Annotated in this window: 12 protein-coding genes; 7 read left to right on the top strand and 5 right to left on the bottom strand. The window is 71.1% G+C overall.

From position 1 onward, the window contains the following. Positions 1-47 precede the first annotated feature (47 nt). Positions 48-1,451 carry an LCP family protein gene (locus tag OG735_RS16790; RefSeq protein ID WP_442812443.1) on the bottom strand — a complete coding sequence of 468 codons (1,404 nt, stop codon included), beginning with the start codon at positions 1,449-1,451 and terminating at the stop codon, positions 48-50. A 183-nt stretch (positions 1,452-1,634) separates the two neighbouring features. Continuing rightward, positions 1,635-2,387, bottom strand: coding sequence for a TIGR03089 family protein (locus OG735_RS16785; RefSeq protein WP_327323980.1), 753 nt, complete (start codon positions 2,385-2,387; stop codon positions 1,635-1,637). 127 nt (positions 2,388-2,514) lie between these two features. Between OG735_RS16785 and OG735_RS16780 the strand changes: the two genes are divergently transcribed. The 4 genes from OG735_RS16780 to OG735_RS16765 all read left to right on the top strand — a co-directional run bounded on the left by OG735_RS16780 (position 2,515) and on the right by OG735_RS16765 (position 6,986). Next, complete coding sequence (locus tag OG735_RS16780) at positions 2,515-3,828, top strand: N-acetylmuramoyl-L-alanine amidase (RefSeq protein WP_327323979.1); 1,314 nt, start codon at positions 2,515-2,517, stop codon at positions 3,826-3,828. A gap of 51 nt (positions 3,829-3,879) precedes the next feature. Then, a complete protein-coding gene (locus OG735_RS16775; RefSeq protein ID WP_442812442.1) occupies positions 3,880-4,995 on the top strand; it encodes a sugar phosphate nucleotidyltransferase in 1,116 nt (371 codons plus the stop codon). 258 nt (positions 4,996-5,253) lie between these two features. After that, positions 5,254-6,261 carry a DNA-3-methyladenine glycosylase family protein gene (locus OG735_RS16770; RefSeq protein ID WP_327323977.1) on the top strand — a complete coding sequence of 336 codons (1,008 nt, stop codon included), beginning with the start codon at positions 5,254-5,256 and terminating at the stop codon, positions 6,259-6,261. A gap of 23 nt (positions 6,262-6,284) precedes the next feature. Continuing rightward, a complete protein-coding gene (locus tag OG735_RS16765) occupies positions 6,285-6,986 on the top strand; it encodes a hypothetical protein (protein ID WP_327323976.1) in 702 nt (233 codons plus the stop codon). A gap of 24 nt (positions 6,987-7,010) precedes the next feature. Here OG735_RS16765 and OG735_RS16760 read toward each other — a convergent pair whose 3' ends face one another. The 3 genes from OG735_RS16760 to OG735_RS16750 all read right to left on the bottom strand — a co-directional run bounded on the left by OG735_RS16760 (position 7,011) and on the right by OG735_RS16750 (position 9,908). Beyond that, a complete protein-coding gene (locus tag OG735_RS16760) occupies positions 7,011-8,309 on the bottom strand; it encodes a coenzyme F420-0:L-glutamate ligase (RefSeq protein WP_327323975.1) in 1,299 nt (432 codons plus the stop codon). Beyond that, positions 8,306-9,262 carry a 2-phospho-L-lactate transferase gene (gene cofD / locus OG735_RS16755; protein ID WP_327323974.1) on the bottom strand — a complete coding sequence of 319 codons (957 nt, stop codon included), beginning with the start codon at positions 9,260-9,262 and terminating at the stop codon, positions 8,306-8,308. The genes OG735_RS16760 and cofD overlap by 4 nt, the downstream gene beginning before the upstream one ends. A 145-nt stretch (positions 9,263-9,407) precedes the next feature. Continuing rightward, a complete protein-coding gene (locus OG735_RS16750; RefSeq protein ID WP_327323973.1) occupies positions 9,408-9,908 on the bottom strand; it encodes a cysteine dioxygenase in 501 nt (166 codons plus the stop codon). Between the two features lie 652 nt (positions 9,909-10,560). Between OG735_RS16750 and OG735_RS16745 the strand changes: the two genes are divergently transcribed. The 3 genes from OG735_RS16745 to OG735_RS16735 all read left to right on the top strand — a co-directional run bounded on the left by OG735_RS16745 (position 10,561) and on the right by OG735_RS16735 (position 16,380). Continuing rightward, the gene (locus tag OG735_RS16745; protein ID WP_326650296.1) at positions 10,561-10,824 is read left to right on the top strand and encodes a WhiB family transcriptional regulator; all 264 of its coding nucleotides are present in this window, start codon (positions 10,561-10,563) and stop codon (positions 10,822-10,824) included. A gap of 238 nt (positions 10,825-11,062) precedes the next feature. After that, entirely contained in the window at positions 11,063-14,806 is a 3,744-nt protein-coding gene (locus OG735_RS16740; RefSeq protein ID WP_327323972.1) for a glycosyltransferase family 2 protein, read from the top strand. Next, positions 14,803-16,380, top strand: coding sequence for a DUF5719 family protein (locus OG735_RS16735; protein ID WP_327323971.1), 1,578 nt, complete (start codon positions 14,803-14,805; stop codon positions 16,378-16,380). The genes OG735_RS16740 and OG735_RS16735 overlap by 4 nt, the downstream gene beginning before the upstream one ends. Positions 16,381-16,394 lie beyond the last annotated feature (14 nt).

The raw sequence follows: 16,394 nt of genomic DNA, 5'->3' as shown, positions 1-16,394 counted from the left end.
ATTCCGCCCAATCGTCATGGACTGCGGACTCCGGCTTGGCCATCGCTTTACTCACACATGCCCACAGCGGCATTCGTGCCGGAGAAAGTCGGCGTCGGTGTCGGGCCCCGGGCTGCGCTGTCGTCGGGCTTCTCGTCGGTCCCGGCCGTGGGCCGCTGCGACGCTTTTTCGGATTCCCCGTTCTCGCCCTCGTCCCCGGACTTCCCGTTGCCCCCGGAGACGACCGTGACGGGCGTGTCCTCCCGCAGCCGCTTGAAGAGCTGGGCGGCCTCGGACTCGATGAGTTCGTCGCGGTTCGGGTCGGCGCTGTACGGCTGCCGCGGAACCGTCAGGAACTGCACCTTTTCCGTTGGAATGTCACGAATTGAGCGGGTCAGGTCATACAGATCCTTGAGCGAGTCAAGACCCGGATCAGTGGTCAGCGACTTGGTCGCCGCGTCCAGTACCGGGTAGAGCCGGATCGGATTCAGCAGTACGCCGTTGCTCTGTACCTTCTTGACCAGCGCACCGAGGAACTGCTGCTGGCGGTCCATGCGTTCGGTGTCGCTGCCGTTGCCGATGGACTTGCGGGCCCGTACGAAGCCGAGGGCCTGCTCGCCGTTGAGCAACTGCTTGCCCGCGCGAAGCCTGAGGTGCGCGTCGGCGTCGTCGATCGGATCCTTGAGGCAGACCTCGACCCCGTGCACGGCGTTGACCATGTCCTTGAAGCCGCTGAAGTCGACCACCATGTGGTGGTCGATGCGGATACCGGTGAAGCGCTCGACGGTACGGATGGTGCAGGCCGTACCGCCGAACTCGAAGGCCCAGTTGAACTGCGAGAACTGCTCTTTCGTGCGGGTCCCGTCGGGCTTGTGGCAGCTCGGGATGGTCACCATCAGGTCGCGCGGGATGGACATCGCCGTCGCGCTCTGCCGGGCCGCGGCGATATGCAGCAGGATCGTGGTGTCGGAGCGCTGGCTGCCGCCGTCGTCGCGGCCGTACTTGCTGTTGCCCTCGCCGGAGCGGGTGTCCGAGCCGAGCAGCAGGATGTTCTGCGCGTTGTGCGCGAGGGACGCCGGGCGCTCCTTCTCGTATGACTCGAGCTCGGCGGCGGCGGTGCTGTCCGTGGTGATGTTGGCGTCGAGCTTGCGGTAGAACCACCAGCCGACGCCGGCCGCGGCGAGCACGACGACGGAGGTGCCGAGGGCGGTCCAACGCAGCCAGTGGCGCTTGTGGTTGGCGGTTTCAGCAGGGGTGCCTTCGGTCATGCCGTCGGTGCCGTCGGTGCCGTCAGTGCCGGACGTCTGTCCGTCGGCGGCGGACACCGTGGCGGAGGCCTCGTCCTGCGGCGCGCCGGCCGTACCGGCTTCGCCCTTCGGGACCTCGTCCGCCTCGTGCCCGGGCGTTCCCGCGGCCGGCTCGTCGTCGGCCGGCCTGTCCGGTTCGGCGGGCGTGCCAGCACTCTCCGTCACGTCTGCGTCCATCCTTCACGGCGTCGGCGGCGCGCTGGGTCGCCGATCGCAGGACTAGACGGCCGAACCTCACGCTTGGTTGTCTTTTTAAGCACGGGTATCGCCGATCATGTACCGGAGTTGACGCTGAGGCCCGGGGGCTCGGCCCGTGTGTGCGCCACACGAGTGGACTTCAGAGGCTTGTCATACGGCGGTGTTGGTGACGCGCTCGCTCTCGATCCGCTTCTCGAGGCCCTCTTGGGACAGCTCGCCGAGATGGCGGCACAGCACCACCGACCCGCCGGCCGCGAGCGGCGCGAACAGCCCGGCCGACAGCCCCTCCCAGGAGTCGTACGAGCGTCCCGTCAGCAGTCGCGAGCCGGGTGAAAGTCCCAAGTCGGCCGCGTCCGCGCGGGCCCGTTCGACCAGCTGTACGCCCGTCAGCTCCAAGCCGCCGACGGCGAGCGCGGGCGCGGCCGGGTCCACCGGCGCGTACGGAGCGAAACGGTCGCCCTGCCCCGGCACCTCCACCGCGTAGTCGGCGAAGCCCGCCGGCGGCTGCGGGAAACGGCCCCCCAGCGGCCGCAGCGCGAGAGCGACCCGCTCCCCGGAACAGGCCAGCGCCGCCTCCAGCGTGTCCGGTCCGCTGACGACGAGATCGGCGTCCGCCGGGTCGCCGCCCACCTCCACGGTCACCCCGACCGAGGAGCAGGCGAGCAGCCAGACCGCGCTCTGCCAGTGCGCGGGAAGCAGCAGCGCGAGCCGGTCGCCGGGCGCGGCCGCAAGATCGCCCTGGAGCAGATTCGCCGTTTTGGCCACCCAATTGGCGAAGGTGGCCACGGACAATTCGACGCGCTCACCGGTGGCGTCGTCGTAGAAGGTGACCAAGGGGCGCGCCGGGTCCGCGGCGAGCGCGGATCGCAGCAGGTCGGCGGGGGTACGGTCGCTGGCGTTCACGCGCGCAAGCGTACGCGGCACGGTGACTGGACAGGCCGCCGTACCGGTGATGCGTACACCGGTCGGACCGCTGCGCCGTCAGTTCCTTGGGAAGCGGAGTCGGCGGCCCCGGCTCAGGATCGAACCCATGCGTGGATTCCCAGCTTTTTCGATCGGCATCGCGTGCACCGCCGCGCTCGTACTCCCGCTCTCGCTGCCCTCCGGCGCTGCCGCCGTGGCGCCCCGGGCGCCTGATGTGCCCGGCTCCACCCAGTCCCTGCCGCTCGCAGCCATCGGGGCGACGACATCGGAGCGGTCCCTCGGGCACGCGGCGGAACAGGGTCTGACCAAACGTGAGGTCAGACCGTTCTCCCTGCTCGGCGTCGTCTGGGACGACGTGAACGCCGAACTGCACGGCACCGTCCAGGTCCGCACCAGGGCCGTCGGCTCCGGCGCGTGGTCCGGCTGGCAGGGCGTGGAGACCCACAACGCCGAGCATCGCGCCGATCCCGGTACCCGGGAGAGCGAATGGGGGAGGGCCCGCGGCGCCACGGCCCCGCTCTGGGTCGGGGCGTCGGACGGCGTCGAGGTACGCGTACGCGCGGAGGCGGCGGATCCGTGGCCGCTGCCCGAAGGTTTGAGCCTTGAACTCGTCGACCCCGGCGAGGAGTCGGCAGCCGGCCAGGCGCCGCCGGCGGACGAGGAGGAGCGGGCCGACGACGAGCCGACGTCGGCGGAGGATGAGGATGTGCTCCCGGCGCTTTCCGTGGCGGAGACGGAAGCGCAGGCCGTGGCGCAGGCCGAAGAGGACGCGACAGCGGCCGGGGAGGTCGGCGCCGTGGAGTTGAGTCCTTACATCGGACCGCGCCCGCGCATCATTACGCGCAAGGGGTGGGGTGCGAGCGAGTCGCTGCGCGAACCGGGCTTCGTCTACACCAATTCCGTGAAGGTCGCCTTCGTGCACCACACCGCCACCGGCAACAGCTATACCTGCGAGCAGGCGCCCTCCGTCCTGCGCAGTATCTACCGCTACCACGTAGTGAGCAGTGGCTGGCGAGACTTCGGCTACAACTTCGCCGTCGACAAGTGCGGAAACATCTACGAAGGGCGCGCGGGAGGCGTGGCCAAACCGGTCCTCGGCGCGCACACCCTGGGATTCAACACGAACAGCATGGGTATCGCCGTGCTCGGCACGTACAGTCTGTCCACCCCGCCCGCGGTCGCGGTGGACGCCATCGCGCAGCTGACCGCCTGGAAGCTCGGACTGTACGGAATCGACCCCCGTGGCAAGTCGGTGCTGACGTCAGGAGGGAGCGGCAAGTATGAGAAGGGCAAGAACGTCAGTTTCAACGCCATCTCCGGGCACCGGGACGGATTCTTCACGGAATGTCCGGGAAGTCATCTCTACGCCAGGCTCGGCACGGCCCGGACTTCCTCGGCCACGCTGCAGGGCCGGACCTGACGGGGAAAGCACCGACGAACTGCATACACTGCCGGTCTCGAACGAGTGAGCATGCCGGCCCCAGCAGGAAGCAGAGACGACAAGGTGACAGAAGCGATCCTCCTGGTCGGCGGCAAGGGCACCCGGCTGCGTCCGCTCACCGTCAACACGCCGAAGCCGATGGTTCCGGCCGCGGGCGTCCCGTTCCTGACGCATCAGCTGGCGCGGGCGCGGGCGGCGGGGGTCGAGCACATCGTGCTGGCCACGTCGTACCTGGCCGAGGTCTTCGAGCCGTACTTCGGCGACGGCTCCTCGCTCGGCCTCCACCTGGAGTACGTCACCGAGGAGGAGCCGCTCGGCACGGGCGGGGCGATCCGCAATGTCGCGTCGCGGCTGCACTCGGGCCCCGAGGACCCGGTCCTGATCTTCAACGGCGACATCCTGACGGGCCTGGACATCGAGGCGCTCGTCGCCACGCACCAGTCGTCCGGCGCGGACGTCTCGCTCCACCTCACCAGGGTCGAGGATCCGCGGGCGTTCGGTCTGGTCCCGACGGACTCTTCCGGCCGCGTCACGGCCTTCCTGGAGAAGCCGCAGACGCCCGAGGAGATCGTCACCGACCAGATCAACGCGGGCGCGTACGTCTTCCGTCGCTCGGTCATCGACACCATCCCGACGGGCCGTCCGGTCTCGGTCGAACGTGAGACCTTCCCGGACCTGCTGTCTTCCGGAGCCCACCTCCAGGGCATGGTCGACTCCACGTACTGGCTGGATCTCGGCACCCCGCAGGCCTTCGTCCGCGGCTCGGCCGACCTGGTCATGGGCCGTGCCCCGTCCCCGGCGGTCCCGGGCCGCTGCGGCGACCGCCTGGTACTGCCGTCGGCGACAGTGGCACCCGACGCGAAGCTGACGGGCGGCACGGTGGTCGGCCGTGGCGCCCGGATCGGCGGCGGCGCCCGTATCGACGGCAGCGCGATCCTGGAGGGCGCGGTGGTGGAGGAGGGCGCGGAGATCTCCGCCTCCCTGATCGGCGCGGGCGCGAGAATTGGACCCCGCACGGTCCTGTCGGGCGTGGTGATCGGAGACGGCGCGTCGGTGGGCGCGGACAACGAGCTCCGCGACGGCGCGAGGGTGTGGTGCGAGGCGGTGCTACCGCCGTCATCGGTGCGGTTCTCGTCGGACCAGTAGCCGGGGCTCCGCCCCGGACCCCGCTCCTCCATCGCCGGACGGGCTTGAAAAATCAAGCCCGTCCGGCGATGGAGTACACAGCCCGAAGCGGCCCCGGGGACCCCGCGCCGCGAAGCCGGCGCATCGGGTGTGGAGCGCCGGCCCCACGTCCCCCTCCCTCCAGGAGGCCTGGAGGCGCAGCCCCGGCTTCGGGAAGGGGCGGAGTGGGGGAACAACACCGCCTACCCTCAGAAGGCACCCGATCCCGAGGACCCCGCCGTGTCAGGACGCTTCGCCCCCCGCACCCCCACCCGCACCACCGTGCGAGGCGGCCACACCACCGTCCCCTCCGGCATCCCCGCGCAGACGCGGGCCGGCTCCAGCACCCGGAGCTGGACGCCCCCCGGGCCCCTCGATCTCGGGCTGGTGCTCGGGCCGCACCGTCGCGGCCCCGGTGACCCCACCTTCCGTACGACCCCGGACGGCTCCGTCTGGCGCGCCAGCCGTACGCCCGCCGGCCCCGGCACCCTCCGCGTCGCCCTGCACGCGAGCGCCGGCGCCGCCGAGGCCGAGGCATGGGGCCCCGGCGCCGACTGGCTGCTCGAGCACCTCCCCACGCTGCTCGGTGAGGCGGACGACCCCGCCGCCTTCACCCCGCGCCACCGCCTCATCGCCGCCTCCCAGCACCGCCGTCCCGGCCTCCGCCTGTCCCGCACCGGCCTGGTCCTGGAATCCCTGATCCCCTCGATCCTGGAGCAGAAGGTCACCACGGACGAGGCGTACCGAGCCTGGCGGCTGCTCGTACGCAAGTACGGCGAACCCGCGCCCGGCCCCGCACCGCGTATGTACGTGATGCCCGAGCCCCGCACCTGGGCGCTGATCCCTTCTTGGGAGTGGCACCGCGCGGGCGTCGACAACAAGCGCGCATCGACGATCCTGCGCGCGGTCCGCGTCGCCCGCCGCCTGGAGGAGGCCGCAGCCATGGAGCCCGAACAGGCCCGGGCAAGGCTGGAGTTGATCTCCGGTATCGGCCCCTGGACCTCCGCCGAAACGGTCCAGCGCAGCAACGGCGCACCCGATGCCGTCTCCGTCGGTGATGTGCATCTGCCGGGCATCGTCGGCTACGCGCTCGCGGGCGACCGCGACGCCGACGACGCGGCGATGCTCGAACTCCTGGCCCCGTACGCCGGCCAGCGCCACCGCGCCGCCCGTCTGATCCTGCTGAGCGGCCGCACCCCGCCCCGCCGCGTGCCCAAGATGCCCCGCGCAGACATCGCCGGCCTGTAGAACGCCGAGGGCAGAAGGACTTCATGGCCAAGCAACGTGTCACCGTCTGTCTCGCCCCGACCGAACCCGCCGATCTCCAGCGGGCGATCGGCGCGGCCATGGCGCCCTACCACTACTACCGCGAGGACATCCCCCACCCGGACTGGGTGGGGGAGTGGGACTACTGGTACATCTCCGCCGGCGGCTGGGAGTTCGCGGTGCTCGCCGGGCACGAGGACGATCCGAGGATCGTCAGGGACGGCGAGGACAAGGACGAGCCGCGGCCCCGCAATCGGTGCGACGGAGGCCCCAAGGGGCTGCTGGACTTCGACGCCGACCGGGCCCCGGCCGCCGAGGATGCCGCGAGGCGCTGGCACGAGTTCGCCGCCGCGTATCCGCCGTCCCTGCCGCTGGGCCACTTCTGGCAGAAGGCATTCCTCGACCCGGTCGGCTACCCGGAGCGGCAGGCGCTGGAGGACTTCGGGGACCAGCCGGTGATCCGGGCGCTGCGCGCGGACTCCGAGCTGCACGACCGTCTCGGTGACGACCCGGTGGCCGTCTACGGGGACGACCTCGCCGCCTTCGTCGAGCTCAAGACCGCAGACGTACTGCCGACCTGGGCCCTGCTCACACTGGACGGCCGCTGGATCGAGGGCGGCACGCATGCGTGCCGCCGCAGCATCAACGCCTACCTCGACGCCCTGCCGGCCGACGCGATGGTCGTACGCGTGCTGTACCACTCCTGACGTGCTGCGGGGCGCGAGGGCGCGTCACCGCACCTCGATGAAGTGCTCCGCCTCCCGCGCCGGCCGTTCCTTCGGCGCCCCGGCGGCATGCCCGACCGCCACCGCGCCCATCGGGTCCCACTCCTCCGGCAGCCGCAGCACGTCCCGTACGACCTCGCGGCAGAACATCGTCGACGACACCCACGCCGAGCCGAGCCGCTCACCCGCCAGCGCCACCAGGAAGTTCTGCACGCCCGCGCCCGCAGCGACCACGAACATCTCGCGCTCGGCGGCATCCCGGCGTTCGTCCCCGTAGTGGTGCGAGCCGTCCGCCACCAGGCACGGCACGACCAGATACGGCGCCTTGCGCAGCACGTCCCCGCGCCGCACCCGCTTCGCGACGGACTCCTCCGACTTGCCGTCGCGACGCAGGTCCGCGATCCACGCGTCCCGCATCGCGTCGAGCAACCCGGTGCGTGCCGCGGCGGATTCGAGGAGTACGAACCGCCAGGGCGTCGTGTGATGGGGCGCCGGAGCCGTCACAGCCGCGGCGACGGCGCGGCGTACCGCACCGCCGTCCACCGGTTCGTCCGTGAACTCCCGCACCGTACGGCGCTGGCTCACCGCCTCCCGTACCGCCTCCGAGGTCCCCAGCCGGAACATGTCGTCGGCCGCGACCCGGACCATCGCCCGCGCTCCCTCGGCCGCGTCGGCCACCAGATGCGGCAGACCGCGGACCACCGCGACCGGCAGACCCGCCACCTTGCCCTTCACCAGGTCGCCCGCCGCGGCCAGTTCGTCCGCGGTGGCGACGACGGTCGCGCTCAGCGGATTGCCGTACGTATCGGTCCCGCCGCGCAGATCGTCCAGTACCCGCACGCCCGCCGCACCGATCGCGACATCGGTCAGACCGTTGCGCCAGGGCCGCCCGAAGGTGTCCGTGACGATCACGCCGACGTCGACGCCGAGCGACTCCCGCAGCCCTTCGCGGATCGCCCGCGCCGAGGCATCAGGATCGGCGGGCAGCAACAGCACTGTCCCCGCAGGGGTGTTGGAGGCGTCGACCCCGGCCGCGGCCATCACCAGGCCCTGCCGGTTCTCGACGATACGAAGGGTGCCGCGCCGCGCCACCACCCGTACCGTCTCCGCGTCGATGGCTGCCTCGCGGTCGGCCGCCTCGACGACCCGCCCCTCCGCCTTGCTCACGATCTTCGAGGTGACGAGCAGTACGTCGCCGTCCACCAGCTCCGGTGAGGCCGCGGTGATCAGCTTCGCGAGGTCGTCGCCCGGCTGGACCTCCGCAAGACCGGGCAGCGCCCAGACCCGGTAGGAGGGCGGGTTCACGCCCGTACCTCCTCGGCCAGGGCCAGCGCCTGACGCGCCATCTCGGCGGTCGCGTCCACATCCGTCATCAGCAGCGGCACGGCCCGGCAGCGGATCCCGGCCGCCTCGACCTCCGCCACCGCGCCCGCGTCCACCGTGTCGACCAGCCAGCCGTCGAGCAGCCCGGAGCCGTAGTGCTGGGCGACGGCCGCGGCCGTCGCCTCCACGCCCACCGCGGCCAGGACCTTGTCCGCCATGCCGCGCACCGGCGCGTCCCCGACGATGGGGGACAGGCCCACGACCGGGACGCCCGCTTCGGCTATGGCCTCGCGGATTCCCGGCACGGCCAGGATCGTGCCGACGCTGACGACGGGGTTGGACGGCGGGAAGAGGATGACGTCGGCGGCGGCGATCGCCTCCAGCACCCCGGGCGCCGGCTTCGCCTGGTCCGCGCCGACGGGCACGACGGCCTCCGCGGCCACGGACGCCCGCAGCTTCACCCAGTACTCCTGGAAATGGATGACCTTGCGCTCGCCCTCGACCTCGACGGCGACATGCGTCTCGACGCGGTCGTCGGACATCGGCAGCAGCCGCACGCCCGGGTTCCACCGCGCGCAGAGTGCCTCGGTGACGGCGCTGAGCGGATAGCCCGCGCTCAGCATCTGCGTACGGACGATGTGCGTGGCGAAGTCGCGGTCGCCGAGACCGAACCACTCGGGTCCCACGCCGTACGCCGCGAGCTCGCTCTTGACCTGGAAGGTCTCGTCCGTACGGCCCCAGCCCTGCTCCTCGTTGATGCCACCGCCGAGGGTGTACATCACGGTGTCGAGGTCGGGGCAGACCTTCAGTCCGAACAGATGGATGTCGTCGCCGGTGTTGCCGATCACCGTGACGTCCGCTTCGGGCGCGGCCTGCTTGAGACCGCGGAGGAAACGGGCGCCGCCGATGCCGCCGGCCAGAACCACAATGCGCATGCAGACAGTCTGTCAGGCGGAGCCTGATCCCATGAGGGGTGGTGGTCGGGCGACGGGCGGGACTGTCAGGCGGAGCCTGATCTCATGAGGGGTGGTGGTCGGGCGAAGGGCGGGACTGTCAGGCGGAGCTTGATCCCGGTGGTGGTCAGGCGGCTACGACATCCCGTTCGGCCGGGGAGCACTGGGAGCTGTGCATCGGCATATCGGTCAGACCCGGGTAGTAGATGTGCAGGCTGACCGCAGGCTCGAGCGAGTCATTGACCACCTCGTGCACATATCCGGGCGCGAACACCCGCTGCGCGCCGGCCGACAGGGACCGGGAGGTGTCTGCGGTGCGCTCGGTGAGCTCGCCGTCGAGGACGGTCAGCACACCGGAGGACAGTCCGTGGTCGTGCAGCCCGCTGCCCTGCCCCGGGACCCAGGACAGCAGCCACACCTCGTAGCCCGGACCGGTGCGCAGCCGGTGGTACCAGCGGGTGGTGGTGTCGTACTGGACGAGGTGGGCCCACTGCGCGCGGTCGGCGGCGATGGAGCGGGCCAGGCCGACGAAGTCGGCGACGGTGGCCGGGTGCTCACGGGCGGGCTGGAGCAGGTGCTGTACGGCGAGGATGTCGCCGGCGATCTGGAGGTCGCTGTCGCTGTTCATGGGTGCGGTGGTTCCTCGGCAGAGAACGTGCAGTGCAGGGGTGTCGCAGTACATGCGGTGCATACGGCGATGAGCTGTACGCGGTGGTGAAGCTGGAGCGCTACGGCATCAACAGCTGGAACAGCAACAGCGAGCCTGGACAGCGCTGCGGAACCCACGGGTGGGGGTTGCGAAGGGCGCTGAGGTCACTGGCATGCAATCAAAGGTGACGGGTGGGTCCAATACTGTCAACTCGATGACCGATTTGGCGGTAATGTTTCACCTCATCCGGTTACTGGCTGCGGAGAAAGGTTTGTGCAGCCGCGACCGCGGAGACATGGCGCAGCAACCGCGCTGACAAACGCCGTTGCGGTCCCGTGATCGGACTGTGATCCGGATCGCTTCAGTGGCTCGATGGGCAACAAGATCGATCCCAGCCACGTCTTCTCTGTGTGAGAGGGGGAGTGCGGGGCAGGCCGCTGGCATGTGTCAGGTTTCTCATGATTTGAACACTTTCCGCAAAGCTTTGGTTCCCCAGAGTGAATACCGGGCCCAATAGCAGATCTCGGCTTGACTGGCTTGGAGCACCGCACTTGTAATTTCACTCGTGTCGTTCGGCCGAAAAGCGACACCGGCAACATCACGGGGACGCAAAAACAGACGAGGGGCGCACATGACCGAGCTGTTCGAACAACTGCTGGTCGAGGACGCGGACGAGGAACTCGGCTGGCAGGAGCGCGCGTTGTGCGCCCAGACCGACCCCGAGTCCTTCTTCCCTGAGAAGGGCGGATCCACCCGCGAGGCCAAGAAGGTCTGCCTTGCCTGCGAGGTCCGCCCCGAATGTCTCGAGTACGCCCTCGCCAACGACGAGCGATTCGGTATCTGGGGCGGCCTGTCCGAACGCGAACGCCGCAGGCTGAAGAAGGCCGCCGTCTGAAAACCGAACCGATACCCGAGACTCGACCAAACACCACAAGCCTGTACGTAAACCACGGTCCGCCGACTGCGCACTCGCCGCAGTCGGCGGACCGTTCTGTCCCACCCGTCGCCCGACCACCAACCCCATCGAGCCGCTTCGCGCCGCAGCGCTTTTTCATACCGTTAGTGTGGGGCCCCGTCCGAGACGCTCCAACGCCCCTACGGGGCGACCCCCCGGCCGGAGGGCCCGTACCTCAATGTCCCCCACCACAGCCGCGTTTGTTCCCGCACACCCGCCCGAGTTCCCGCGGCATGTCGTCACCGCCGTGCTTGTCTCCCACGACGGCGCACGCTGGCTCCCCGACGCCCTCGCCGGACTCCTCGGCCAGGAACGCCCCGTACAGAACGTCATCGCCGCCGACACCGGCAGCGCCGACGACTCCGCTCGGCTGGTCACCGAAGCACTCGGCGCCGAACGCGTACTGCACCTCGCCCGCCGCACCGGCTTCGGCACCGCCGTCGACGAAGCGGCCCGCACCGCCGGCGTGCTCACGCCCGACGACCTGCCCTACCTGAAGCGGCCCAGCGGCTGGGACCCGGTCAGCAGGAGCTGGCGCGACGACGCCTACAACATGCCCGAGCTGCCCCACGGCGAACCCGTCCAATGGCTGTGGCTCCTCCACGACGACAGCGCACCCGAACCCGGCGCTCTCGCCGAACTGCTGCGCGTCGCCGACTCCGACGAATACGCCGCCATCGTCGGACCCAAACTCCGCGGCTGGTACGACCGCAAACAGCTCCTCGAGGCAGGCGTCTCCATCGCCAACAGCGGACGCCGCTGGACCGGACTCGACCGGCGCGAACAGGACCAGGGGCAGCACGACCAGATCCGCTCCGTCCTCTCCGTCTCCTCCGCCGGCATGCTCATCCGCCGCGACGTCTTCGAGGAGCTCGGCGGCTTCGACCGACGACTGCCCCTCATGCGCGACGACGTCGACCTCTGCTGGCGCGCCCACGCCGCAGGGCACCGCGTCCTCATCGCCCCCGACGCCGTCATGCGGCACGCCGAAGCCGCCGCCCGCGAACGCCGCACCGTCGACTGCGCGGGACGCTCCGTCGCCAGCCCGCACCGCGTCGACAAGGCCGGGGCCGTCTACACCCTCCTCACCAACGCACGCGGCGCCACACTCCCCTACGTACTCCTGCGCATCGTCTTCGGCACCCTGCTGCGCACCCTCGCCTACCTCGTCGGAAAAGTCCCCGGCCAGGCCGTCGACGAAGTCATGGGCCTCTTCGGCACCCTGCTGCGGCCCGAACGGATCATCGCCGGACGCCGCAGGCGCTCTCGGCGAGCGGTCGAGGCCGGCGAACTGCGCCCCCTCTTCCCGCCGACGGGCGCGACCGTCCGCGCCACCGTCGAACAGGTCGCGGGCCATTTCGGCGGCAGCTCCGACGCCGACTCCGGCGGCTCCCGGCACGGCGCCGTCGAATCCGGACCCGGCGGCGACGATGCGGACTTCCTCGAGATCGAACAATTCGCCCGCCTGAAGAAAATAGGGCGCAAGCCGGGACCGGTGCTCTTCGCCGTCCTGCTCATCGTCTCGCTCGTCGCCTGCCGCGGACTCTTCGGCAGCGGCGCCCTCGCGGGCGGCGCACTGCTGCCCGCCCCGGCCGACGTCTCCGAGCTCTGGTCCCGTTACGCCGACAACTGGCACCCGCTCGGCACCGGCGGCACCCAGACCGCACCGCCCTACCTCGCGGTGCTCGCGGCGCTCTCCACTCTCTTCCTCGGCTCCACCGGCTTCGCACTCACCGTGCTGCTCGTCTGCTCGGTCCCGCTCGCCGGACTCACCGCGTACTTCGCCTCCCGGCCCATCGTCGAGTCCCGGCTGCTGCGGGCCTGGGGGAGCGTCGCGTACGCGTTCCTGCCCGCCGCGACCGGCGCACTCGCCACCGGACGGCTCGGCACCGCCGTACTCGCGATCCTGCTGCCCCTCATCGCACGCGCCGGCGTCGCCGCCCACGGACTGCGCGGCGACATCGGCGGCGGGCGCGGAAGCTGGCGCGCCACCTGGGCCTACGCCCTCCTGCTGACCTTCACCATGGCGTTCACACCCATCGTGTGGCCGATCGCGCTCGTCCTCGGCATCGGCGTCCTCGTACTGCGACGTGACGACATCACGGCATACGGACTGCGCTTCCTCGCCGCCGTCGGCACTCCGCTCCTTGTGCTCGCGCCGTGGTCGCTGACCCTGCTCACCGGCCCGTCCGGCTTCTTCCGTGAAGCCGGACTCGAGTTCGGCACCGGATCGGCCGGCGCACTCGACCTCCTCGGCATGAGCCCCGGCGGCCCCAAGGCCGCGGGCGGAATCCTGCTCATCGGCATCGTCCTGGCCGCACTTGCGGCCCTGCTGCGCGGCGAACGGCAGTTCGCGATCCGCGCCGCCTGGGCCGCCGCACTTGTCGCACTGATCTTCGCGGTGCTCGCCAACGGCTCCGGCTGGGCAGGACCCGCCACCCTCGTCTACGGCATCGCCCTGCTCACCGCCGCCGTCATCGGCGCCGAAGGCGGCCGCTCCCGCGTCGCCGCCCAGAACTTCGGCTGGCGCCAGCCCGTCGCGGCCCTCGTCACGCTCGCCGCCGGCATTGCCCCCCTTCTCGCCGCAGGCAACTGGATGCTCAGCGGCGCCGCGGGCCCGCTGCAACGACGCGACCCCGTCCAGGTGCCCGCCTTCGTCGCCGCAGAGAGCGACACCCGCGACCAGCCACGCACCCTCGTCCTCGGCGGCACCTCCGCCGCCAAGGTCTCGTACACCCTCGTACGCGGTTCCGGCGGCCGCCTCGGCGACGCCGAACTGTCCGAGGCCGGCGGCAACGACGGCCGCCTCGACAAGGTCGTCGCCAACCTCGTCGCGGGCTCCGGCGCCGACCAGACCAGCCAGCTCAGCGGCTTCGCGATCCGTTACGTACTGGTACGTGACGGAGCACCGCGCCAGACCGGCCGCGTCCTCGACGCCACCCCGGGCCTCACCCGGCTGAGCCAGCTCGACGGCAGCGCACTGTGGCGCGTCGACCGCCAGGTGGCACGGGCCACCATCGTCACCGGCAAGGCCGACCCCCTGCCCGTCGCCGCCGACCCGGTCGAGGCCCACGCCAAGATCCCGGCCGGTGCGTCCGGACGCGTGCTGCGCATCGCGGACCGCGCCGACGCAGGCTGGCAGGCAACGCTCGACGGCCGCGTGCTGACGAAGACCACCGTCGACGGCTGGGCCCAGGGCTTCGAGCTGCCCGCCGAGGGCGGTCGGCTGGATCTGACGTACGACGACCCCGCCACCCACACGGGCTGGATCTGGACCCAGGGCGCGTTCGCGCTGGTGCTGCTGGTGCTCGCGCTTCCGGGCCGGCGCCGGGAGATCGACGACGACCTGCCGGACGAGGAGATCGCCGTACCGGCTCAGCCGGTGGAGGGCGAAGGCCGCAGGGCACGCAGACTGCGCGCGCAGGCCGAAGCGGAGTCCGAAGCGGAGGCCGAGTCGGACACGGCGCTGGAGACAGAGGTGGGGACGGCCGAGCAGGTTCAGGCCTACGCCGCCCCGGACCCGTACGGCCAACTCGGCGCACAGCAGGCCGAGCAGCAGCCGACGCAGTACGCGGCGGTGCCCCAGCAGCAGTACGGCGAATGGGACGCGCAGTCGTACGCGGACACCGGGTACACCGCCCCGTACGACAACGAGCAGTACCAGGGCGGCGCCCAGTACGACGGCCGGCAGCAGTACGGGGGTGAGCAGTACGGCGACGGGCAGCAGTACGGCGCTGCGGACCAGTACCAGCAGCAGCCGTACCAGGCCGACCCGTACCAGGCGGCGACCTACGGGGACGGGCAGTACCAGGAGGGCCAGTACGACCCGTACGGCTACGACCGGCAGGGCGGACAGCCCTACCCCGACGGCAGCGAGACCGAACAGCATCCCGGCAACACTTCGCGAGGCGAGTCAGAGTGAAGCGCACAACCATCTCCCTGATCGCGACCACCGTCGCACTCGCCGCGATCACCGGGTTCGCCGCCCTCACCGCACCGGGCGGCGGCTCGACGGCGGAAGCCGGGGCCGCGGCGCGGCTGCCCGTCGAACGCTCCAGCCTGCTCTGCCCGGCGCCGAGCAGCTCCGAGATCGCGGAGACGGCGTACACGTCGTTCACCCCGGTCGGGAAGGCCGGAGACGCGAAGGACGGTGCAGCCGAGCTGAAGGCGTCGGCCGCCACCCTGGCCGACACCGGCACCGCGCCCAAGAAGGAAACCCAGAAGGAAACCCAGAAGGAAACCCAGAAGGGCGCCAAGAAGGGCGCCGCGGCGGAGGGCGCGAAGAAGCCGGCGCCCGACAAGGCGGTGCTCGCGCTGAAGGAGCCCGGCAAGCCCGTCGCCGCCAAGGCCGCCGGCGGCGAGGCCCCCGCCCTCGTCGGCACCGCCACCGGCCGCCTCGCCCCCGGCTGGACCGCCCAGCAGACCACCACGGTCACCGCGGGCGGCTCGCGCGGCGTGCTCGGCGTCAGCTGCACCGCACCCGACACCGACTTCTGGTTCCCGGGCGCCTCCATCGCCAAGAACCGCCAGGACTACGTCCACCTCACCAACCCGGACCCGACGGCTGCCGTCGCCGACATCGAGCTGTACGGCAAGGACGGCGCCCTCAAGACCACACTGACCGAGGGCATCCCGGTCCCCGCCGGATCCAGCGTCCCGGTCCTGCTCTCCACACTGACCTCCGACCCCGCCGCGGATCTGACCGTCCATGTCACCACCCGCACGGGCCGCGTCGGAGCGGTGGTGCGGGCAGCCGACGACAAGGCGGGCAGCGACTGGCTGGCCGCCTCGGCCGATCCGTCGGGCACCGCGGTACTGCCGGGCATCCCTGCGGACGCCACCTCGGTCCAGCTGGTGGCCTTCGCGCCCGGCGACGACGACGCCGACCTGAAGGTGCAGCTGGCGGGCGCGACCGGCCGGATCACCCCGGCCGGACACGAGACGCTGCACATCAAGTCCGGCATGACCGCGGCCGTCGACCTGCAGGACGTCACCAAGGGCGAGGCCGGATCACTGATCCTCAGCCCGGCGCAGAGCAGCCAGGCGACCCCGGTGGTGGCGGCGCTGCGCGTCGTGCGCGGTAAGGGCGACAAGCAGGAGGTCGCCTTCATCCCGGCGACCGCACCGGTGGGGGATCGGGCGACCGCGGCCGACAACCGAGCCAAGGGCTCGATCCTGTCCCTGACCGCGCCGGACGCCGGCGCACAGGTCAAGGTCACCGCCTCGGCGGGTACGCAGGGCGGCACTCAGGTCGTCAAGACGTACACGGTCAAGGCCGGTACGACACTGGCGGTCCCCCCGCCGGTCCCGGCCGGCCTCAAGGGCTCGTACGCGCTCACCGTCGAGACGGTGTCGGGCGGCCCGGTGCACGCGTCACGCACGCTCACGCTGCCGCAGGACGGCATCCCGATGTTCACGGTGCAGACGCTGCCGGACGACCGGGGGACGGTGGCGGTGCCGAAGGCGGAGCAGGACCTGTCGGTACTGGACGACTGACGAGATCGACACTG

It is taken from the genome of Streptomyces sp. NBC_01210, from assembly GCF_036010325.1.
Taxonomy (GTDB): Bacteria; Actinomycetota; Actinomycetes; order Streptomycetales; family Streptomycetaceae; genus Streptomyces.
The sequence above is the reverse complement of the archived record's forward strand: the minus strand, read 5'-3'. Positions and strand labels throughout refer to the sequence as shown.

Excerpts from the sequence above, each read along its gene's own strand:
- OG735_RS16780 (WP_327323979.1), top strand. The coding sequence starts at position 2,515 with ATGCGTGGATTCCCAGCTTTTTCGATCGGCATCGCGTGCACCGCCGCG.
- OG735_RS16775 (WP_442812442.1), top strand. The coding sequence starts at position 3,880 with ATGCCGGCCCCAGCAGGAAGCAGAGACGACAAGGTGACAGAAGCGATC.
- OG735_RS16765 (WP_327323976.1), top strand. The coding sequence starts at position 6,285 with ATGGCCAAGCAACGTGTCACCGTCTGTCTCGCCCCGACCGAACCCGCC.
- cofD (WP_327323974.1), bottom strand. The coding sequence starts at position 9,262 with ATGCGCATTGTGGTTCTGGCCGGCGGCATCGGCGGCGCCCGTTTCCTC.
- OG735_RS16750 (WP_327323973.1), bottom strand. The coding sequence starts at position 9,908 with ATGAACAGCGACAGCGACCTCCAGATCGCCGGCGACATCCTCGCCGTA.
- OG735_RS16745 (WP_326650296.1), top strand. The coding sequence starts at position 10,561 with ATGACCGAGCTGTTCGAACAACTGCTGGTCGAGGACGCGGACGAGGAA.
- OG735_RS16740 (WP_327323972.1), top strand. The coding sequence starts at position 11,063 with ATGTCCCCCACCACAGCCGCGTTTGTTCCCGCACACCCGCCCGAGTTC.